Source organism: Piscinibacter sp. PDB5-1, from assembly GCF_056676035.1.
The window spans coordinates 129,720-147,947 of the sequence record NZ_JBWVZL010000003.1 but is presented as its reverse complement, the minus strand read 5'-3'; the positions used below and the strand labels follow the sequence as shown (position 1 = coordinate 147,947).

Annotated in this window: 23 protein-coding genes; 5 read left to right on the top strand and 18 right to left on the bottom strand. The window is 65.6% G+C overall.

What is annotated here, in order from left to right; all coding sequences use genetic code 11:
- Positions 1-12 precede the first annotated feature (12 nt).
- The 3 genes from aceF to lpdA are packed head-to-tail and all read left to right on the top strand — an operon-like array spanning position 13 to position 3,819.
- A complete protein-coding gene (aceF, locus tag AC1KAT_RS13495) occupies positions 13-1,356 on the top strand; it encodes a dihydrolipoyllysine-residue acetyltransferase (protein WP_480326755.1) in 1,344 nt (447 codons plus the stop codon).
- A 32-nt stretch (positions 1,357-1,388) separates the two neighbouring features.
- Complete coding sequence (locus AC1KAT_RS13490) at positions 1,389-1,967, top strand: MFS transporter (protein ID WP_480326754.1); 579 nt, start codon at positions 1,389-1,391, stop codon at positions 1,965-1,967.
- Between the two features lies 1 nt (position 1,968).
- Positions 1,969-3,819 (top strand): dihydrolipoyl dehydrogenase, encoded by a 1,851-nt coding sequence (gene lpdA, locus AC1KAT_RS13485; protein WP_480326752.1) that lies wholly within the window; start codon positions 1,969-1,971, stop codon positions 3,817-3,819.
- 36 nt (positions 3,820-3,855) lie between these two features.
- On the opposite strand, the gene AC1KAT_RS13480 is transcribed toward lpdA, so the two are convergent.
- From AC1KAT_RS13480 to AC1KAT_RS13460, 5 genes are all read right to left on the bottom strand, one after another.
- Positions 3,856-4,257 (bottom strand): hypothetical protein, encoded by a 402-nt coding sequence (locus tag AC1KAT_RS13480; protein WP_480326750.1) that lies wholly within the window; start codon positions 4,255-4,257, stop codon positions 3,856-3,858.
- Positions 4,254-4,589 (bottom strand): heavy-metal-associated domain-containing protein, encoded by a 336-nt coding sequence (locus AC1KAT_RS13475; RefSeq protein ID WP_480326748.1) that lies wholly within the window; start codon positions 4,587-4,589, stop codon positions 4,254-4,256. The genes AC1KAT_RS13480 and AC1KAT_RS13475 overlap by 4 nt, the downstream gene beginning before the upstream one ends.
- An 11-nt stretch (positions 4,590-4,600) precedes the next feature.
- A complete protein-coding gene (locus AC1KAT_RS13470; protein WP_480326746.1) occupies positions 4,601-5,239 on the bottom strand; it encodes a hypothetical protein in 639 nt (212 codons plus the stop codon).
- Entirely contained in the window at positions 5,236-5,517 is a 282-nt protein-coding gene (locus AC1KAT_RS13465; RefSeq protein ID WP_480326744.1) for a copper-binding protein, read from the bottom strand. The genes AC1KAT_RS13470 and AC1KAT_RS13465 overlap by 4 nt, the downstream gene beginning before the upstream one ends.
- A gap of 84 nt (positions 5,518-5,601) precedes the next feature.
- Positions 5,602-5,988 (bottom strand): hypothetical protein, encoded by a 387-nt coding sequence (locus AC1KAT_RS13460; RefSeq protein WP_480326742.1) that lies wholly within the window; start codon positions 5,986-5,988, stop codon positions 5,602-5,604.
- Between the two features lie 489 nt (positions 5,989-6,477).
- On the opposite strand from AC1KAT_RS13460, the gene AC1KAT_RS13455 reads away from it, so the two are divergent.
- Together AC1KAT_RS13455 and AC1KAT_RS13450 are read left to right on the top strand one after the other, a co-directional pair.
- The gene (locus tag AC1KAT_RS13455) at positions 6,478-7,029 is read left to right on the top strand and encodes a hypothetical protein (protein WP_480326740.1); all 552 of its coding nucleotides are present in this window, start codon (positions 6,478-6,480) and stop codon (positions 7,027-7,029) included.
- Between the two features lie 13 nt (positions 7,030-7,042).
- A complete protein-coding gene (locus AC1KAT_RS13450; RefSeq protein ID WP_480326738.1) occupies positions 7,043-8,509 on the top strand; it encodes a hypothetical protein in 1,467 nt (488 codons plus the stop codon).
- Between the two features lie 132 nt (positions 8,510-8,641).
- Here AC1KAT_RS13450 and AC1KAT_RS13445 read toward each other — a convergent pair whose 3' ends face one another.
- From AC1KAT_RS13445 to AC1KAT_RS13385, 13 genes are all read right to left on the bottom strand, one after another.
- Positions 8,642-8,887 (bottom strand): hypothetical protein, encoded by a 246-nt coding sequence (locus AC1KAT_RS13445; RefSeq protein WP_480326736.1) that lies wholly within the window; start codon positions 8,885-8,887, stop codon positions 8,642-8,644.
- Positions 8,888-9,021: 134 nt separating this feature from the next.
- Positions 9,022-9,750, bottom strand: a complete 729-nt coding sequence (locus tag AC1KAT_RS13440) for a glutathione S-transferase family protein (RefSeq protein ID WP_480327757.1) — start codon at positions 9,748-9,750, stop codon at positions 9,022-9,024.
- Positions 9,751-9,787: 37 nt separating this feature from the next.
- On the bottom strand, positions 9,788-10,198 hold the full coding sequence (locus AC1KAT_RS13435) for a PaaI family thioesterase (RefSeq protein ID WP_480326734.1): 411 nt from the start codon (positions 10,196-10,198) through the stop codon (positions 9,788-9,790).
- Between the two features lie 30 nt (positions 10,199-10,228).
- Positions 10,229-11,476 carry a cytochrome P450 gene (locus AC1KAT_RS13430; protein WP_480326732.1) on the bottom strand — a complete coding sequence of 416 codons (1,248 nt, stop codon included), beginning with the start codon at positions 11,474-11,476 and terminating at the stop codon, positions 10,229-10,231.
- A gap of 37 nt (positions 11,477-11,513) precedes the next feature.
- A complete protein-coding gene (locus AC1KAT_RS13425) occupies positions 11,514-11,834 on the bottom strand; it encodes a 2Fe-2S iron-sulfur cluster-binding protein (RefSeq protein WP_480326730.1) in 321 nt (106 codons plus the stop codon).
- Between the two features lie 40 nt (positions 11,835-11,874).
- Positions 11,875-12,351, bottom strand: a complete 477-nt coding sequence (locus tag AC1KAT_RS13420; protein WP_480326728.1) for an OsmC family protein — start codon at positions 12,349-12,351, stop codon at positions 11,875-11,877.
- Positions 12,352-12,385: 34 nt separating this feature from the next.
- Entirely contained in the window at positions 12,386-13,078 is a 693-nt protein-coding gene (locus AC1KAT_RS13415) for an amino acid ABC transporter permease (protein WP_480326726.1), read from the bottom strand.
- Complete coding sequence (locus tag AC1KAT_RS13410) at positions 13,068-13,811, bottom strand: amino acid ABC transporter permease (RefSeq protein ID WP_480326724.1); 744 nt, start codon at positions 13,809-13,811, stop codon at positions 13,068-13,070. Before AC1KAT_RS13410 ends, AC1KAT_RS13415 begins: the two co-directional genes overlap by 11 nt.
- Before the next feature lie 63 nt (positions 13,812-13,874).
- Positions 13,875-14,642, bottom strand: coding sequence for an amino acid ABC transporter ATP-binding protein (locus AC1KAT_RS13405; RefSeq protein ID WP_480326722.1), 768 nt, complete (start codon positions 14,640-14,642; stop codon positions 13,875-13,877).
- A 101-nt stretch (positions 14,643-14,743) separates the two neighbouring features.
- Complete coding sequence (locus AC1KAT_RS13400) at positions 14,744-15,616, bottom strand: transporter substrate-binding domain-containing protein (RefSeq protein ID WP_480326720.1); 873 nt, start codon at positions 15,614-15,616, stop codon at positions 14,744-14,746.
- 30 nt (positions 15,617-15,646) lie between these two features.
- A complete protein-coding gene (locus AC1KAT_RS13395; protein ID WP_480326718.1) occupies positions 15,647-16,846 on the bottom strand; it encodes an SDR family oxidoreductase in 1,200 nt (399 codons plus the stop codon).
- A 1-nt stretch (position 16,847) separates the two neighbouring features.
- A complete protein-coding gene (locus tag AC1KAT_RS13390) occupies positions 16,848-17,291 on the bottom strand; it encodes a hypothetical protein (protein WP_480326716.1) in 444 nt (147 codons plus the stop codon).
- Positions 17,292-17,301: 10 nt separating this feature from the next.
- Entirely contained in the window at positions 17,302-18,219 is a 918-nt protein-coding gene (locus tag AC1KAT_RS13385; protein ID WP_480326714.1) for a permease, read from the bottom strand.
- Between the last annotated feature and the right edge of the window lie 9 nt (positions 18,220-18,228).

Below are 18,228 nucleotides of genomic sequence, written 5' to 3'. Positions count from 1 at the left end.
CAAGAGATGCGCATGCCATTGATCGATGTGAAGGTCCCCGACATCGGCGACTTCAAAGACGTGGAAGTCATCGAACTGCTGGTCAAGCCCGGCGACACGGTGAAGGTGGACCAGTCGCTGCTGACGGTCGAAAGCGACAAGGCGTCGATGGAGATTCCATCCACACACGCCGGCGTCGTCAAAGAGCTGAAGCTCAAGCTCGGCGACAAGATCAGCGAAGGCTCGGTGGTGCTGAGCCTGGAGGCCGCCGAGGGCGGGGCGGCCGTGCCCGCATCGCCGCCGGCCTCCGCCCCGGCCGGCAACGCCGAGCCTGTCGAAGCTCCGGCGAGCGCGCCTGCGGCCTCGGTCACCAACCGCACGCCGCCCACCGCGGCCTTGCCCCCGCACGAACCGCAAGCCGTGAGCGGCCACCTGCCGCACGCCTCACCCAGCATCCGCAAGCTCGCGCGCGAACTGGGCGTGCCGCTCGACGAGGTGCAGGGCAGGGGGCCGAAGGGTCGCATCACCGAAGAAGACCTGCAGGCCTTCGTGAAGGCCGTGATGGCGGGCGAGCAGCGCACACGCGCGCAAGGCGCCGCCCCGACGGCCGTGGCCGTGGCCGCAGCCGCCAGCGGCGGCAGCTTCCCCGGTCTCTTGCCCTGGCCGCAGGTGGACTTCACCAAGTTCGGACCCGTCGAGCGTCAGCCGCTGTCGCGCATCAAGAAGATCGGCGGCGCGAACCTGCACCGCAACTGGGTGGTGATCCCGCACGTCACCAACCACGACGACGCCGACATCACCGAGCTCGAGGCCTTCCGCCTGCAACTCAACAAAGAGCACGAGAAGGCCGGCATCAGGGTGACGATGCTCGCCTTTCTGATCAAGGCCGTGGTCGCGGCGCTGAAGAAGTTTCCGGACTTCAATGCCTCGCTCGACGGCGACGAACTGGTGCTCAAGCGCTACTTCCACATCGGCTTCGCGGCCGACACCCCGAACGGCCTGGTCGTGCCCGTGCTGAAAGACGCCGACCAGAAAGGCATCCTGCAGATCGCGCAAGAAACCTCGGCCCTGGCCGCCAAGGCGCGCGAAGGCAAGCTGAGCCCGGCCGAGATGAGCGGCGGGTGCTTCTCGATCTCGTCGCTGGGAGGCATCGGCGGTCGCTACTTCACGCCGATCATCAATGCGCCCGAGGTGGCCATCCTCGGCGTGTGCAAGTCGGTGACGCAGCCGGTGTGGGACGGCGCGGCCTTCCAGCCCCGACTGATCCTGCCGCTCAGCCTGAGCTGGGACCACCGCGTGATCGACGGTGCCTCGGCGGCGCGCTTCAACGCGCACCTGGCGCAACTGCTGGCCGACTTCCGCCGTGTGCTCCTCTGAACCGCTGAACTGAACAACAAAGGACGCCGACGATGACGACCGTCGTGGTGGTGCGCAAGGGCGAGCAGGTCGCCATTGCCGGAGACAGCCTCGTGACTTTCGGCGAGACCCGCCTGTCGCATGGCTACGAAGACAACGACAAGCTCTTTCGCGTCGGCGACTCGTGGATCGGCATGGCCGGCACGACGGCGCACTTTCCGGTGATGCGCCGGGCGCTGGCTTCGCTGCCGGCCGACGAACTGAAGTTGCACTCGCGCGACGAGGTCTTCGACACCTTCCTCAAGCTGCACCCGCGCCTGAAAGAAGTGTTCTTCCTCAACACCAAAGAAGAAGACGCTGACCCATACGAAAGCTCGCAGTTCACCGCGCTGATCGCCAATGCCAGCGGAATCTACGGCGTGTATTCGTACCGCGAGGTGTTCGAGTTTGGGCGCTTCTGGGCCATCGGCTCGGGGCGGGCCTTCGCGCTGGGGGCGATGTACGCGTCCTACGACAAGCTCGGCACGGCGCGCGAGCTGGCCGAGCTGGGCTGCAAGGCCGGCTGCGAGTTCGACAAGAGTTCGGGCGGCCCGGTGAAGGTCCACGCGATGAAGCTCAAGACGAAAGACTGACATGGCAAACGTCGAACTCAAGGTGCCCGACATCGGCGACAGCAAGGACGTCGCGGTGATCGAGGTGCTGGTGAAGCCCGGCGACACGATCCGCGCCGAGCAGTCGCTCATCACCGTGGAAAGCGACAAGGCGTCGATGGAGATCCCGGCGACGCAGGGTGGGGTGGTGAAGGAGCTGCGTGTCGCGTTGGGTGACAAGGTCAGCGAAGGCAGCGTGATCCTCGTGGTGGAGACGGCGGCTGCACCCGCACCCGCACCCGCACCTGTTCAGGCTGCACCTGTCGCATCTCAGGCGCAGAGCAGTGCAGGCCCCGCGACAGGCTCAGGGCGAACGGACGGCGGCAGGGCTCAGGCCTCGGGCCCAGCGGCAACATCTGCTGCGTCGCACGACCAAGCCAGCCACGACTTCGATCTGCTCGTGCTCGGCGCAGGCCCGGGCGGTTATTCGGCCGCCTTCCGCGCCGCCGATCTCGGCCTGAAGGTCGCGCTCGTCGAACGCCACGCCACGCTGGGCGGCGTGTGCCTCAACGTGGGCTGCATCCCGTCCAAAGCCTTGCTGCACGTGGCCGCGGTGATGGACGAAGCGAAGCACTTCGACTCGCTCGGCGTCGTCTTCGGCCCCCCGACCATCGACCTCGACAAGCTGCGCGCCCACAAGGCCAAAGTCGTCGGCAAGCTCACGAACGGGCTGGCCGCGATGGCCAAGATGCGCAAGGTCACGGTGCTGACCGGTACCGGCGAATTCGCCGGCCCGCACGAACTGCGTTTCACGCCGGGCACGGGCGAAGCGCGCACGCTCAGCTTCCGACAGGCCATCATCGCCGCCGGGTCCGAAGCGGTGAAGCTGCCGTTCTTGCCGAAAGACGACCCGCGCATCGTCACGTCCACCGGCGCACTCGAACTGCGGCAGTTGCCCAAGCGCATGCTCGTCATCGGCGGCGGGATCATCGGGCTCGAAATGGGCACGGTCTACAGCGCGCTGGGGGCCCGGCTCGACGTGGTCGAAATGCTCGACGGCCTGATGCAAGGCGCCGACCGCGACCTCGTGAAGATCTGGCAGAAGATGAACGCACCGCGCTTCGACCGCGTGATGCTCAAGACAAAGACCGTCAGCGCCGAGGCCACGAAAGAGGGCATCCGCGTCGGCTTCGAATCCATCGACGGCAGCGCCGGCGCGCCACCCGAAGCCCAGCTCTACGACCTGGTGCTGCAAGCCGTCGGCCGCACACCGAACGGCAAGCGCATCGGCGCCGACAAGGCCGGCGTGACGGTCAACGAGCGTGGCTTCATCCCGGTGGATGTGCAGATGCGCACCAACGTGCCGCACATCTTCGCCATCGGCGACATCGTCGGCCAGCCCATGCTGGCCCACAAGGCCGTGCACGAAGGCCACGTCGCCGCCGAAGTCGCGGCCGGCCACCAGCTGGGTGACGCCCACCTGCAGCGCGCGGCCTTCGATGCACGGGTCATCCCAAGCGTGGCCTACACCGACCCCGAAGTCGCCTGGGTCGGCCTGACCGAAGACGAGGCGAAGGCCCAAGGCGTGGCCATCACCAAGGGCCTGTTCCCATGGACGGCCTCGGGCCGCGCCATCGCCAACACGCGTGACGAAGGCGTCACCAAGCTGCTGTTCGACGCCCAGACCCGCCGCATCGTCGGCGGCGGCATCGTTGGCACCCATGCTGGCGACCTGATCAGCGAGATCGCACTCGCCATCGAGATGGGCGCCGACGCCGTGGACATCGGCAAGACCATCCACCCGCACCCGACGCTCGGCGAGAGCATCGGCCTGGCCGCCGAAGCCGCCGAGGGCGTGTGCACCGATCTGCCACCGGTGCGGCGCGGTGGCTGAGCGCTGGCGCCGTTCATCGAGGCGCGCCGGCGGCAGTCAGCCAAGCTCAGCAAGCCAGGGCTGCACGAAGGCGAACCAGCCCCCGATGGCATAGACCAGCAGGCTGACGAGGTACAGCCGAAGCGAAGTTTTGCGCGTGCGCAGGCAGGCATCTCGCAATGCGGGCTGGGTGGGGCAGGGCGCAAACCGATTGCGCCGCTGCAGCCAACCGGCGAACGCCAGGGCGACACCCGCGAAGGCAAACAGCGCGACCTTGTGCTCGCTCAGCCAGACGACCTGCGGAAACACCGAGACCAGCGACGACAGCACAGCGCCTGCACCCAGCGCCACCAGCAAGGCCGGCAGTGCACAGCACACCAGCGTGCCTGAACTGGCGAACAGACTCAGCACCGAAGTCCAGAAGCCCGCACGCGATTCAGCGATGCCGTCGGCGCTCATTTCTTCGCCGCGGCGGCCTTGATCTCAGCCACCGATTGCTGAACCGTTTCGAGCTTCACCACGTCGTAGCCGGCATCGACGATCTCGGCCCGGATCGCCTGGTCGTCCAGCATCTGACCGTCCTTGGCCTCGATGGCGACCAGCTTGTTCTTCAGGTCGACGTGCACAGCCTGCGCTGCCGGAAGCTTCGAAAGCCGTTTCTCGATGCCTTGGGCACAGAAGGCGCAGACCATGCCGTTGACAGTGGCCTTGACGCTGGTCGCAGCAAACGCCGGCAAAGCGGCAGAGGCGATCAGCACAGAAACGAGGGTGCGAAAAAGAGTGGTCTTCATGGTTTGCTCAATCAGAAGGTGTACATGAGGTTGAAGCGGGCCTGCCGGTTTTGGTTGGCACCCAGCTCCAAGAAATAGCGCTTGTGGATCAGCCTCAGCATGGGCGTCAGCTCGGTCTCTTCGGACAAGCCTCGCATGCGGCGCGCCTCCAGCACCAGCCAGGGCTGCACCTCGTCGTAGTCGACTTCGTAGAACGAGAAGCCGGCCCGCAGCGAGGCGTAGTCGTGGTTGATGTGCTCGGCGCGGTAAAGCCGTGCGGTGCCCGCCACGTAGATGCGGGTGGTCTCGTAGTCGACCTGCAGGCCGGGAGCAAGCGCGGTGCGTGTCCCGGAAAAGTCGTTGCCCTGCAAGGCACCGATGCCCGCAAAGAACCACACGTTGGCCTGTGCCTCCGGCAGGTTCCAGCGTTGCACGAGCCGCGTGTAGTTCAGTTCGTTCAAGGTGCGTGAGCGCGTCTTGTCGTCCGAACGCATGTACAGCACGCCGGCCCCGACGGCATCGCGCGCCGTGACGGCGTGGTTCACCCAGGCTTCGCGCCAGCCGGGGCTGACGTCGGCCATCGTCATCCAGCTGTCCTTGAAGCCCATCGGCGCGGCCGCGGCCGACGCCCAGCCACCCAACAGGACCAGCCCCGCAGCCAGCCGCTTCATGGTCGGGCCTCGATCTGTTCAATCGCGAGCTCGCCGTCGCTCAGCGACACCGTGAACCAGACCGTGTCGCCGACCTTGAGCGACGCCAACCGCGCCCGATCCTTGACCTTGAACGGCATGGTCATTGCGTCCATCTGGATGCTGCGAATGGGTTCGTGGTCGAGGGTGACCTTGCCCCGAAGCGCATCGAGCTTGACGACCTTCGCGCGCACCCATTCCGGGTGGGCCCAGGCGGGCGACGCCGCGGCCAGGGCCAGAATCAAAACCAGCTTCTTCATGCTGAATCTCCACCGGCGGCTCCACGCAGGGCGCCGCGAATCGACAGGCCGCAGAAATCTGCGGACGCACTTTGGGTGTGGAGATCAGGAAATGGGTGGTTTGAGGCTTGGCGGCGCGGCGATGCTCAGCGAGACCGGTCCCGAGAGCGCGCGCAACACATGCGTGGCCCGCGTGACGGCATCGAGCTTGGCCATCGCCAGTTCGGCGATCGGCAGGCAGAGGTCGCACGAGTTGCACGCGCTCGCTGCCGTCTCGCCAGAAGCATCGTCGGCGCCATCGTGGTGAGACGGCAAACCGCCAGAGGCATGCATCGGGCAGTCCGCCGGCATGGCATCCGACCCCATTTGCGTGTGTGTGCCGGAAGCGGCCACCTGCAACGCCATCGCATCGCCCGCCCAAGCGCGCAGGGGCAGCAGCAAGACCATGAGCAGGAGGATGAAGCGGCGCACGGCCGGGATGATATCGGTCAAGACTGACGGCCTCGGCTAACCTTGCGCATAAGCGCTACGATGTATATTATGTAAACTATCAAATCCAAACTTCGATCCTCTCTAGAGTTGCTGCCGACAACAGAGGCGCGCCAGCGCGCGGACAACGGCCTCTCCTTCAAGGGGGTTGCAGGAAGCAGCGTAGCAACTGATCGAGTCACAGCAAAAAGCCACCAAGCACAGGCTGCAATGCGAAGCCGTCCAAGACCTCGTTCAGACAATCAGCCCTGCTCAGCCAACGAAGAGAACAACCCGCAAGCCATCCTCTAGTGGTTAGAGGCACCGAACAGGTGCCCCCACTCAGGCTGCCCTCCCGGACTGAGCGCGTGCGTTCCGATCCTCGGAAGCCCGCTCCGTGGGCGGATGACCCCTGGGGTCCCCATCCTCGTCAATACAGAGGATGCACGAGCCATTGACTCAGAGAAGACTCCCCTGCACGGGCATTTCCAACTTAGCAGCGAGGGCAGACACATGCACAGCAATGAGGGGTCCATCGAAGAACTCGCCGACCGCTTCCGCCACAAGCTCAAGCAAGCCGGCTTCCCGGCCACGGCCGATGAAGACTTCGTCGATGCCCTGGTGCAAAGGCACGCCACGGAAAAGTCCGACCCGCCTGGCGTATTCAGTGCGATGTACCGGAAGTTCGCCATCCGCCGCGAAGACGTCCAGCTGTTCGACGCCATCCTCGCCGGCATCCAGGCGTCTGCCGGCGCGCAGTTCTTCATGGATGAAACACGGACGCTCGGTGGCGCCGCCGGGGTTTGCGTGGCGCTCGCCAAGCTGATACGCGACTTCTACTACCGAGGCGTGATGCTCGACCCCGATGCCGCGCGGGTTCTCGCCTTCCTCACCAGCGCGAAGAAAGGCAGGTCCGAAGCCGAGCTGCTTGCCGTGCTCAGCGACTTTGACGCCACGCGCCTGCAAGCAACGCTGCAACGACTCACCAGCTTCCCCACGCTGGTGCGCGGCACCACCACACTCGTGTGGGTTGACGCAGAGCAGGCCTGGCACTCGCAGGTCTGAACGAGGAGGCAGCGTGATTCCCGGCCTCGTCTTCCCTGCGGCAACCAGCACCAGAACGCAAGCCAGAAGCTTCGGTGGCGCCTTCGTTGATCCTCTGTCCAATGCGGCCCATCTCGGCGATGAGGAATCTACAGAAGCGCTGCTGGAGGCCTTTGTCGGGGGAACTTTTCCTTCGAGACTGTTGCCCGCGGTGCTGCACGAAGGCACACACCACCTGTGCTTCGACACGCCCTTCGGGAACTGCCTGCTCGCAATTGACGGCAGCACCCGCCTTAGCTGGTGGGAAACCCTGAAATGCCGGCAACAGGCAGGCAACCCCAGCACATGCGGCGCCAACTGGATCTGCACGAACCGGGCGATTCTCCGAGCGCTCTACCGTCTTTTCATGCCGATGGCCGAAGGGTTCGCGCTTTTCGGGGAGCTGCACGCCACCCCAGGGCCGTCGCCAGCCGTGTCGAGCGTGCACGAACGTGCCGCCCTCCTCTTTCTGGGCAATCAGCTTCTTCACCACCTGTCAGACCCCTGGTCGCACTATGCAGGCTGGCTCACGTCTGAGCGACGGCGCAGCGACGGCAACTTCCAGCGCACCCGCGATCTGCTCGCGTCTGACGACGGCCCGCATCTGCGCCCCTATCGCGTGGGGCTCAAATGGGTGCTTGACCTGATGGACTCGATTGGCCTGCGCGAACCCATCGCCCTGCGCGACAGCGACCTTCTCAACGCCTTCCTCTGCACCTACTTCTTTGGCGACTGGGTACTGGCCTGTCTCATGGCGAAGACCTCATGGTCCCCGCTTCATGGCGAGCCGGAGTACACGCTGGGCGACCTGGGTGACTACCTGCAGGAACGCATCGCACTGCTGAAAACCGACCGCCTGCTGCCCATGATCTCGGAGTTCGAGCATGCCCTTGCGGCCGGCGGAACCGAGCCCTGCAGCTTCCTGGGCGCGACAAGCGAGAACGTCAATTCGCTCAAGATGCTCATGTCACAAGCCGCGGCGGCGGAGTCAAACTTTCGAACGCCCAAACTCATCGCGTTCCGGCGAGTCATGAGAGTGGCAACGCTTGATCCCGACCATTTCGAGCTGGACGAAGACGCGGGCATCTGGTCCGCCACCGTCGGAGGGCGATCCATCGGGGGCGAGGGGCTCCGGCAGGGGTTTCCTTCAACATCCAGACAGGACCGGCCGCAGACAGAGAACGGGCAACCCGCGCTTGAGATCGTCTTCTTCAACAGACAGCTCTGGATCCTGGCCTTCTTCGGGGGCAACCTGGTGGGCGTTCTCGACCGCAAGCTGAGACCCTGGGCCGACGAGGTGACCGAGAAAGCGCTCGGCGAAATCTCGCCCTTCGAGCATTGCGAGTTCTCACGACGCCACTACTGGGAACTCACCAACCCGCCGCCAGCAACCACTTGCGCGGAAAACTGCCTCAACCATTCAGACCAGGCCGAGGCCATCGCAGCCCGACTCTTCGGGTGAGGGCACGCGGGCCGGCAAACGCCCCCGCGCGCTCGGGGCTCCGGCCGACTGGGAAGTAGCGCTGCATCGTTTTGTCCAGGCGGTAAGCAATCTAGCGCGAATCACGCCAGTCACCGGCCCGATGCCCCGCCGCTACTTCACGTCGAGGATCTTCATCGCCTTGGCCAGCGTGTCGACCGATTCCTGGTGCTTGCCGGCCTTGTGAAAGGCTTCGCCTTCGGCGCGCAGCTTCTTCACTTCGGCCATTTGCTCGGTGCTGAGCTTGGGGCCTTTGGCCAGCGCGTCGTCGATCTTCTTCATGTCGGCGGGGCAATGAAAGGCGAACGCCGCGCTCGACACCATCAAGGTAGTTGCGGCGACCAAGGTACGAAGCTTCATGTTCATCTCCAGTCGAAGCGTTGGCGGCGGGCCAACAACCGGCGGACGAGTCTAGACCTCGGCCCAACGCGCAGCACTTGCCCCCGATCGAGCCGCGGGTATTGCCGAGCCGGCGCAGTGGCTCGCCAGGGACCTTACGCAGGCGTCGGCGAGCTGCTTTCAGCCATCGTGCGCCGCCGCTGGGTGGCTCGGGCAAAGGCCGAGTCGCGGGTTGAGAGGTAGTCCACCAGGCGGGGCATGAAGTCGGGGCCGACCGCGCCCTGCACCGAGGGCCGGTCGAGCACGGCGGCTTTCCAGGCCGCCGCCTTGGGGCGGCCGGCAAAGTAGTCGTGGCCTTCCATCAGCCAGAAGGCGTCGAAGTAGCGCAAGGCCGAGGCGGCGATGACATCGACCATGCCGAAGGCCGCGCCGTGAAAGTACGGCCCGGGCCCGAGGCGTGATTCGAGCGTTAACAGGCGCTGGATCATTTCGCCGCGGCGCATCTCCATCGTGGACTCGTCCTTGGCCTTGAAGAAGCCGCCGGCGGCCTGCAAGAGGCCGTCCATGAAGAGCATCCAGGCCCGGTCCGAGGCGCGTTCGACCGGGTCGGGGCGGTGCAGCGCCGGGGCGTGCACCTCGTCGAGGTATTCGCAGATCGGCATCGACTCGAAGATGGGCTGCCCCGACACCAGCAGCACTGGGATCAAACCCAGCGGTGAGGCGTCGAGAAACCACTTGGGCTTGTGGTGCAGATCGACGTCGCGCCGCTCGTGCGCGACACCCTTCTCGGCCAGCGCGATGGCCACCCGTTGCACGTAGGGGCAGCCGTGGTGGCTGAGCAGCACGAGCGCCCCGCCCTGCCCTGCAGAGTCGGCCGGGGTCACGAGGCTCAAGGGGGACCGGTCGTGTGCCATGGCGCGCCTACGTGCTCAAGCGGGCAATCGTGCCCTGCGCCACGGCACACAGCCGTTCCTCGTCGCCCTGCTTCGCGAACACCTCGCACTGGCACACCGCCTGGCTCTTGCCGACGTGCACGACGTGGGCGCGGGCGACCAGCTCTTCGCCCATCGCGGGGCGCACGAAGTTCACCTTGAACTCCGAGGTCACCACCCAGGCGCCCAGGGCCGAGCCGCCGGCGAAGCCGAGCGCGGTGTCGGCCAGGTAGCTGACGACGCCGCCGTGCACGAAGCCGTTCTGCTGCATCAGCTCGTTGCGGATGCGCACACGCGCTTCGACCCGCTCGGGCGCGCAGGCGACCAGCTCGGTGCCGAGAAAGATGCTGAACGGCTGTTCGTGAAGGGCGCGCTTTGCATGCGCCAAGAGGGTGCTCATGCGGGTCTCCTGTGTGCGTGCCCCGGCCGCTCAGGCCAGCCGGACCGGCATGCTGGTGAAGCCATGCACGAAGTTCGACAGCGTGCGCTGGGGCTGGCCCACGAACTCGATGCTTTTGTAGCGGGCGACGATCTCTTCCCAGAGGATCTGCAGCTGCAATTCGGCCAGGCGGTTGCCCACGCAGCGGTGGATGCCGAAGCCGAACGACAAGTGCTGGCGCGGGCGGGCGCGGTCGATGATGAACTCGTTCGGGCGCTCGATCGACTCTTCGTCGCGGTTGCCCGAGAGGTACCACATGATGACCTTGTCACCCTTGCGGATGTGCTTGCCACCCAGCTCGGTATCGACCACCGCGGTGCGGCGCATGTGCGCCAGCGGCGTCTGCCAGCGCACGATCTCGGGGATCATGTTGGCGATGAGGCCCGGGTCGTCGCGCAGGCGCTGGTAGGTGCCGGGCTTGTTGAGAACGGCGTGCAGGCCGCCGCTCATCGAGTTGCGCGTGGTGTCGTTGCCGCCGACGATCAGCAGCAGCACGTTGCCCAGAAACTCGCGCTGGTCCATGCGCGCGGTGTCGGGCGAATGCGCCAGCATCGAGATCAGGTCGTTGCGCGGCTCGGTGCGCGCGCGCTGGTTCCACAGGCCGCCGAAGTAGGCCAGGCACTTGCCCAGCTCCATGCGGTAGGCCTCTTCCGACTCGATCACGCCATCGACACCCGGGATCGAGGTCGCCACGTTCGACCACCAAGTCAGCAGGCGACGGTCTTCGAACGGAAAGTCGAACAGCGTGGCGAGCATCTGAGTCGTCAGCTCGATCGAGACCTTGTCCACCCAGTCGAAGGTTTCACCGCGCGGCAGCGAGTCGAGCACGCGCTGCGTGCGCTCGCGGATGGTCTGCGTCATCGCAGCCAGGTTGCCGGGCGCCACGATGGGGCTGACGATCTTGCGCTGCACGTCGTGCTTGGGCGGGTCTTGCGCAATGAACATCGGCAATCGCTCTTCCATCGGCCGGTCGGCGATGGTGATGCCCCCGTTGACGACATCCGACGAGAAGATCTCGTGGTTGATGTCCACGTGCATGATGTCCTTGTACTTCGTCACCGACCAGTAGCTGCCGAACATGCCGTCCTGGCAGTAGTGGACCGGGTCTTCCTTGCGCAGGCGCGCGAAGTACTCGCCGATGGTGTCGTTGGCGAACAGATGCGGGTTGCTGACGTCGATCTTGTCGAGCGGAACGTCGCGCGCCGTCACACCGTGTTGAGCGCTCATGTCGTTGTACATGGGGGAAACCTTTTGCGGTTGTGCCTGGGCGGCAGACTCAGTGCTGGCTCTCAGGCAGGTGGACGACGAGCCCGTCCAGCTGCGACGACATGCGGATCTGGCACGCCAGCCGCGAGTTCTGCTGCGTGGCGGCGGCGAAACCGAGCATGTCCACCTCGCGGTCGTTCGGGGTCTCGGTCTTGGGCAGCCAGCCCGGGTCCACGAAGACGTGGCAGGTGGCGCAAGCACATGCGCCGCCGCAGTCGCCGTCGATGCCGGGAATGTTTTTCTCGAGCGCCGCTTTCATGATGGACGTGCCCTCGGGCACCTCCACCTCATGGCGTGCGCCGTTGTGCTGAATGAAGGTGAGCTTGGGCATGGCCTGCGTCCTGTGACTCAAGAAGGCTGACGCAGGCGGATCACGACGCGACCAGCTCGGGCTGGATCGTGTAGTTGACCGTCACGTGAACGGGCACCGCCGGGCGGATCGACTGGCACACGGTGCAGTAGTTTTCGAACACGTCGATGCAACGCTGGATGTTCCCCGAGGCCTTGGGCAGCACCGGCAGGATCTCGACGCGGATCTCTTTGATGCGCGGGTTGCCGTCTTCGTTGGGCGACACGACCGACACCGCTTCTGTGCGCGACGAGATGGTGTGGATGCCGGCGTGGCGCAGCGTCTCGATCAGGCTGGCCGTCAGGCAGTGGCCGACGGCCATCGCCAGCATGGCCGGGGTCGAGGGGCCGGCGTTGCTGCCGATGGGATCGGGTTCGTCGGTCAGCACGGTGGCACCATGCAGCTTGTCGCCTTCGTAGGCTTGCGACGAGAACTTGAAGCCCTCGACGAAATCGATGTGGACGCCGAAGTGGCGCTCGGCCTGGTTGCGCATGTGCATAAAGGTCTCCTTGGAAAGATTCAGTGGGACGGGTTCAGGTGGACAGCGCGGGCTTCGGGGCCAGGCGACGGGTCAGCCAGTGACCCAGCGCACTCGCGCCGCAACACACGCAGAAAAAGAGAAATGCCACGGTGAGATAGACGCTCAGCATCTCGCCCGGGTGACGCTCGGCGACGATCAGGCCGGCCTGCAGCAGTTCGACCAGGCCCACGATGTAAAGCACCGAGCTGTCTTTGAAGAGCGAGGTGTAGTAACTCGCGTAGGTGGGCAACATGCGCCGATGCGCCTGCGCGAGCACGATCGAGAACAGCACCTGCAGGCGCGACAGGCCGAGCGAACGCGCCGCCTCGATCTCGCCCAGCGCCACGCCGTTGATGCCGGCACGGATGAACTCAGCCTGGTAAGCCGCGCCATAGGCGGTCAGCGCGGCCAGGGCGCTCCAGAACGGCGACGGCGTCGTCTGCAGCAGCAGGGGCAATGAGAAGTAAAACCAAAAGAGCACGATCACCAGCGGCACCGAACGCACCAGCTCGATGTAGCCCGTGCACAGCCAGCGCAGCGGGCGCCATGGCCCTCCCCGCCCGAGCGCAAGAAAGTGCCCGAGCAGGAAGCTGAACACGAACGCGAGCGAGCCGACGATGACGTTGAGCGCCAGCCCGCCGATGACGTTGCGCGGAAAGCCCCCGATCAGGAACCACCGCAGATTGATGACCTCATCAAGGGGCATGGGCCAGCACCTGTGAGGGGTCCGAAGATGTGCGCGCCGCGCGCTTGCGGCAGGGGAAGACGCGACCGAGGCCGAACGAGATCAACAGCGAGCCGGTCGCGTAGATGAGCGTGGCCGCCGCAGTGACTTCGAGCCCCTTGAAGGTCATCGATTCGACCTGCTGCGTGGCCCAGGTCAGCTCGGGCAGCGCGATGGCCACGCACAGCGAGGTGTTCTTGAAGTTGTGCACCATGCGGTTGGCGATGGCCGGCATCATGGCCCGCAGCGATTGCGGGCAGAGGATCCAGATGCACTCCTGCCAGCGCGACAGGCCGCAGCTTGCCGCGGCCTCGCGCTGGCCCTTGCTGACGTTGACCATGCCGTTGCGCAAGATGTCGGACAGGTACACCGAGTTGTCGGCCGACAGGCCCAGCACGCCGGCCACGAAGGCGTAGCCCGCCCAGCCGTGCAGCGCCTCGCCCCAGGCCGCAGGCAGCAGCTCAGGAAAGGCGAAGTAGAAGAACATGATCCAAAAGAGCGCGGGCACATTGCGGATCACCAGCGCCACGCCGTTGGAGGCCCAGCGCACGGGCATCACCGGGGCCTGCCGCAGCATGGCCAGCCCGGCGCCGAAGACGAACGACAGCACGCCGGACGCAAGCGCGAGCGCCAGCGTGTTGGCGACGCCGCTCACCAGCAGCTCGGCGAACTCGGGCCGAACCAGAATGCCGAGGTCAAAGTCGTACGAGATCATGGCAATTCAGGAAGTGCTCCGCGCACGGGCCACCAAAGCCCGGCGCAACGCGTCACATCAGGGTCAGGCCGAAACCGGTACGCCGGCCCCGCCAACCGAGTAGGGGTGTGGCGCCGGCATGAAGCTGTGGGTGTCGACAAACGCAGGCCGGTCGCTCGGTTGAGGCTCGGCCTCGTCGGCGCAGCACGTCGGGTCGCAGTCGATGTTGACCAGGCGGCCGTTTTCGAGCGAGACCATGCGGTCGGCCACCTGGTAGGCGAACTGCTGGTCGTGGGTCACGATGACCGTGGTCATGTTGTCGCGCTTGAGGCGGCGGATCATCTGCGCGATCTGCGTTGTTCGGCTCGGGTCAAGTGCCGAAGTGGGCTCGTCCATCAGCATCACCGTCGGGCGCATCGCCAGGCAGCGGGCCAGCGCCACGCGCTGCTTCTCGCCGCCCGACAGCTGCGACGGCAGGTGGCCGGCCTTGTCGGCCAGGCCGAACTCGCTGAGCAGGTCGCGCGCACGGCGCTCGGCCTCTTTGCGAGCCAGCCCCAACACGCGGCGCGGGGCGAGGCAGATGTTCTCGATCGCGGTCATGTGCTCGAACAGATTGAAGTGCTGAAACAGCATGCCGACCCGGCCGTTGAGCGTGCGCGCGTTCTCTTTGCGATCGAGCGGCACTTCGTCCACCACGATCGTGCCGCTGTCGATGGATTCGAGCCCGTTCATCGCGCGCAGCAGCGTCGTCTTGCCGGTGCCGCTCGGGCCGCAGAGCACGAGGATTTCGCCGCGCTGAACCTTCAGGTCGATTCCGTCAAGAACCTGGCGCCCGCCCAGGCGCTTTGCCACGCACACGCATTCGATCATTTGGCTTCACCCTGTAGTCGTGAGTCGGTCATGGCCGACCGGAGGATCGGCATCGATCCCCAGTCAGCGTCGGCTCTCTCGGCTCAGTCCGGCCAGACGAGCATCATGTCGCCGAAGACATCGGGCGGAAGCCGCGGGCGGGCGTTGTGCGGCAGCGGGAACTTGCCCTTCGCACCGAACCACGACTGGTAGAGCTTTTCGTAGGTGCCGTCTTTAATGGTGGCCTGCAGGGCCATGCTCACCGCGCGGCGCCACTTGCTGTCGTCTTGCGGCACGCCGATCGAGTACAGGCCCGGGCTGTAGCCACCGCCAACGGCTTCGAAGCCCACGCCTTCCTGGCCGGCCACGGCGGCAACGATGGGGCTGTCTTGCGTGAAGGCGTCGATCTTTCCTTGCTTCAGCGCGAGAAAGCACTCGGCGTTTTTCTGGAACGACACCATCACCGGCGCCTTGGACGAATGCTTCGCCAGCTCGGCCGGTGCCGCGGTGAACGCGTTCGAGCCCTGGTTCACGCCGATGCGCTTGCCACCCAGTTGCGCCAGCGTCTTGTAGCGGCCCTTCTTGGCGTAGAAGATCTTGGCGGTCCACAGGTACGGCGGGTCGGCAAAGTCGATCTGCTCTTCGCGGCCCACGGTGCGGCTCACGTTCGACAGCACCAGATCGACCTGGCGGTTGGCCAGAAAAGCGATGCGGGTCTTGTTGTTGACGGCCACGCGCTCGACCTTCACGCCCAGGCGCTTGGCGATCTCGTTGCCGAGGTCCACGTCGAAGCCGGTCCAGTCGCCGTTGGCGTCGATGTAGTTCATCGGCGGCGTGTCGTTGCCAGTGCCGATGCGCACGACGCCGGCCTCTTTGACCTTGTCAAGAATCGACTGCGCGTGCGTGGCCGTGGCGGCCAGGCCGATCAGCACGGCGGCGCTGCCACGCAGCAGCCGCTGGGCAAATGCATTCTTCATCTCTCTCCACTCCTGGCTTGTTTTTGGGTGTCAGACGTTCTCGACGTCTCGGGCACGCTCGCTGTGCTCGATCCACTGCGGGGTGTCGGCCATCTCGTCCTTGTGGCGGGCGAAGTACTTCGCCATGACCTCGGAGACGTTGACGAAGCGGTCCTGGCAGACGCGCACGCTGTTGATCGTGGCGTCTTTGTGGGCCAGACCCTTTTGCTCACGCAGCGCATCGAGCCAGCCCGTCTCGAAGCGCCAGCGGTGCGAGGCGATCTCGAGGTTGATCTGCGCGAAGGTCAGGTAGGCCCGCTGGCGCGACGGGATCGACGACAAGGGCACGTCGTCCATGCGGTCGTAGTAGTAGACGGTGCGCGGGCGCGTGGTTTCGAACCACATGTCCCACAGGTGTCGCATCGAGGGCGATGTGGCCTCGCGTGAAACTTGATTCACATAAGAGCCCGAGGGCACCCACTGGTAGATGGCGCTGAACGTTTCCGAGTACGCGTCCTGGTGGAACATGTTCAGCGGCAGCTTCGGCGCCACGGTGTGGAACTCGGCGTGGAAACGGTCGCAGGTGAGCCGCTCCAGGCCCATCCACTGCTGGTACAGGCCGTAGCGCTTGCCGCTGTAGCGCCCCGTCGTGCCGGTGCCGATGAGGATCGACGGGCGAATGACGATGAAGGGCAAGCCGCTGGCGGCGACCAGTCGCTCGGCCTCGCGCTTGGTGCGCGTGTAGTGCGTGGGGTCGGATGGCGGGTCGGCCAGTGCGCCTTCTGGTGTCACGCCGGTGCTGTAGCCGGCCGCGAACGCGGTGGACACATACACGAAGCGCTTCACCTTGAGCGCCTGGGCCAGCGCGATCATGTGGCGCGTGAACCCGATGTTCACTTCTTCGAGCAGCTCGACGTTGTAGTAGTCGAGGTGGCCGGCGCAGTGGATCACCTCGTCGGCTGGCGCGAGGCTGGCGGCCAGGTGCACCGTGTCGGCCGCCTGGGCCGGCAAGGGCACTCGACGCACGCGGGCGGCAAGTTCAGGCGACCACGCCAAGCCCTGTGCTTGCCATTCTTCGATGATGGGTTCGAGCAGCGCGCTGTCGTCGCGCGCGCCGCGAACCAGGCAGCTGATCGAGGCCGCGGTGTCTTTCAGCAGGGCCACCACGGTGAGGGCACCGAGGTAGCCGGTTGCACCGGTGAGCACGATGTGAGCCGCGCGGTGCGGCTCGGCGAGCAGTTGCCGGTCCATGTCAGGCGGTGCCGGGCGGCGGCGACTGGAGCTTCTGGGCGATCATGTCCACGCTCGGCACACCGCCGTAGAACGCGATCTTGCCGTCCACGAGCAGCATCGGAAACGCGGCGAGGCCCTGCCCCTGGAACAGGCCCGCGAGGTTTTCCTTGAAGGTCTTGACGTCGTCGCTGACCTGCGTGCCCAGGTCGCGCAATTGCTGGCGCGTCGCGGTGATGGTCGAGAAGACGACCTGGCGCTCGACGCCGGCCTTTTCCATCGCGGCCGACAGGTTCGACGCCAACTGCTCGTCCTTGGATTGTGTGCTCGAATCGCAGCAGCTGGCCGAAAGGATGCCGACCTTCTGGTGGCTCAGCAGTTCTTGGACGTTACCCGGCGTGGTTTCGCACGCACCGGTCGAACAGCTGGGCTTGAAGAAGCGAAGAAGTGAGCTTGCATTGAACATGTGAGTCTCCTTAGAAGAGCAGAGAGGCGTATTCGAGTGCCAGACCGATGACGGTGGCAGACGCCACGATCGTCACGACGTGCCACACGATGAGCGGCGCCTTGAAGAGCCGAACGAGCATGATCATCTCGGGGATGCTCGTACCGGCTGCCGACACCAGGAAGGCCGCGACCGGCCCGACCCCGAGACCTTTTTCCAGCAGCGCCACCGCGATCGGAACGATCATGGCCGCGTTGACGTAGAAGGGCACACCGATGAGCGCCATCACGAAGATCAGCACCCAACCCGGGAACCATTCCTTGAGCTGGACGAGTGCTTCCTGCGGCACGTAGCCGTAGATGAAGCCGCCCGCGACGATGCCAACCGCCAGGTAGGGCGCCGCCGACTTCAGCTCATGCCAGGCCGTGTTGGAGGCAAACCGCAACCTTGCCATGAAGGGAACCGACGGGCCATCCCCAGAAATTTGCACCGCGCCTTCGAGGCCGGCGGCGGCCGGTGCGAGCTTGACGTAACGCGCCATGCCGATGCGGTCGAGCAAGATGCCGAACCCGACCGACAGCACGAAGGCCACCACGAGGAAGAGCACTGCTTCGGCTGCGGACTGCTGGCGCAGCAGCACCAGCAGCACGCCTTCGTTGATCACCGGCGAGGCGATCAGGAAGGTGAAGCACACCCCGAAGCGCACGCGCGCTTGGAGCATGCCCGACAGGATCGGAACCGTGGAGCATGAGCAGAACGGCGTGACGGCGCCCGCCGTCGCCGCCAGCACCGCGCCCGTTTCGAGCGAGGTCTTGCCCAGCGCACCGCTGAGCTTTTGCCCAACGCTTTGCTGCAGCATGGCCACGGCGAGCGCCACAAGGAAGAAGAGCACTGCGAGCAGCGTTCCTTCCGTCAAGATGAAGCTGCCCACTGGGCCAAGACTGCTCATGCGATGGTC

Coding starts and splice junctions, on each gene's coding strand:
- AC1KAT_RS13425 (WP_480326730.1), bottom strand. CDS start 11,834: ATGCCCAAGCTCACCTTCATTCAGCACAACGGCGCACGCCATGAGGTG.
- AC1KAT_RS13465 (WP_480326744.1), bottom strand. CDS start 5,517: ATGAAGAAGCTGGTTTTGATTCTGGCCCTGGCCGCGGCGTCGCCCGCC.
- AC1KAT_RS13480 (WP_480326750.1), bottom strand. CDS start 4,257: ATGAGCGCCGACGGCATCGCTGAATCGCGTGCGGGCTTCTGGACTTCG.
- aceF (WP_480326755.1), top strand. CDS start 13: ATGCCATTGATCGATGTGAAGGTCCCCGACATCGGCGACTTCAAAGAC.
- AC1KAT_RS13410 (WP_480326724.1), bottom strand. CDS start 13,811: ATGATCTCGTACGACTTTGACCTCGGCATTCTGGTTCGGCCCGAGTTC.
- AC1KAT_RS13445 (WP_480326736.1), bottom strand. CDS start 8,887: ATGAAGCTTCGTACCTTGGTCGCCGCAACTACCTTGATGGTGTCGAGC.
- AC1KAT_RS13400 (WP_480326720.1), bottom strand. CDS start 15,616: ATGAAGAATGCATTTGCCCAGCGGCTGCTGCGTGGCAGCGCCGCCGTG.
- AC1KAT_RS13420 (WP_480326728.1), bottom strand. CDS start 12,351: ATGCACATGCGCAACCAGGCCGAGCGCCACTTCGGCGTCCACATCGAT.
- AC1KAT_RS13430 (WP_480326732.1), bottom strand. CDS start 11,476: ATGTACAACGACATGAGCGCTCAACACGGTGTGACGGCGCGCGACGTT.
- AC1KAT_RS13475 (WP_480326748.1), bottom strand. CDS start 4,589: ATGAAGACCACTCTTTTTCGCACCCTCGTTTCTGTGCTGATCGCCTCT.
- AC1KAT_RS13385 (WP_480326714.1), bottom strand. CDS start 18,219: ATGAGCAGTCTTGGCCCAGTGGGCAGCTTCATCTTGACGGAAGGAACG.
- lpdA (WP_480326752.1), top strand. CDS start 1,969: ATGGCAAACGTCGAACTCAAGGTGCCCGACATCGGCGACAGCAAGGAC.
- AC1KAT_RS13470 (WP_480326746.1), bottom strand. CDS start 5,239: ATGAAGCGGCTGGCTGCGGGGCTGGTCCTGTTGGGTGGCTGGGCGTCG.
- AC1KAT_RS13395 (WP_480326718.1), bottom strand. CDS start 16,846: ATGGACCGGCAACTGCTCGCCGAGCCGCACCGCGCGGCTCACATCGTG.
- AC1KAT_RS13390 (WP_480326716.1), bottom strand. CDS start 17,291: ATGTTCAATGCAAGCTCACTTCTTCGCTTCTTCAAGCCCAGCTGTTCG.
- AC1KAT_RS13455 (WP_480326740.1), top strand. CDS start 6,478: ATGCACAGCAATGAGGGGTCCATCGAAGAACTCGCCGACCGCTTCCGC.
- AC1KAT_RS13415 (WP_480326726.1), bottom strand. CDS start 13,078: ATGCCCCTTGATGAGGTCATCAATCTGCGGTGGTTCCTGATCGGGGGC.
- AC1KAT_RS13490 (WP_480326754.1), top strand. CDS start 1,389: ATGACGACCGTCGTGGTGGTGCGCAAGGGCGAGCAGGTCGCCATTGCC.
- AC1KAT_RS13435 (WP_480326734.1), bottom strand. CDS start 10,198: ATGAGCACCCTCTTGGCGCATGCAAAGCGCGCCCTTCACGAACAGCCG.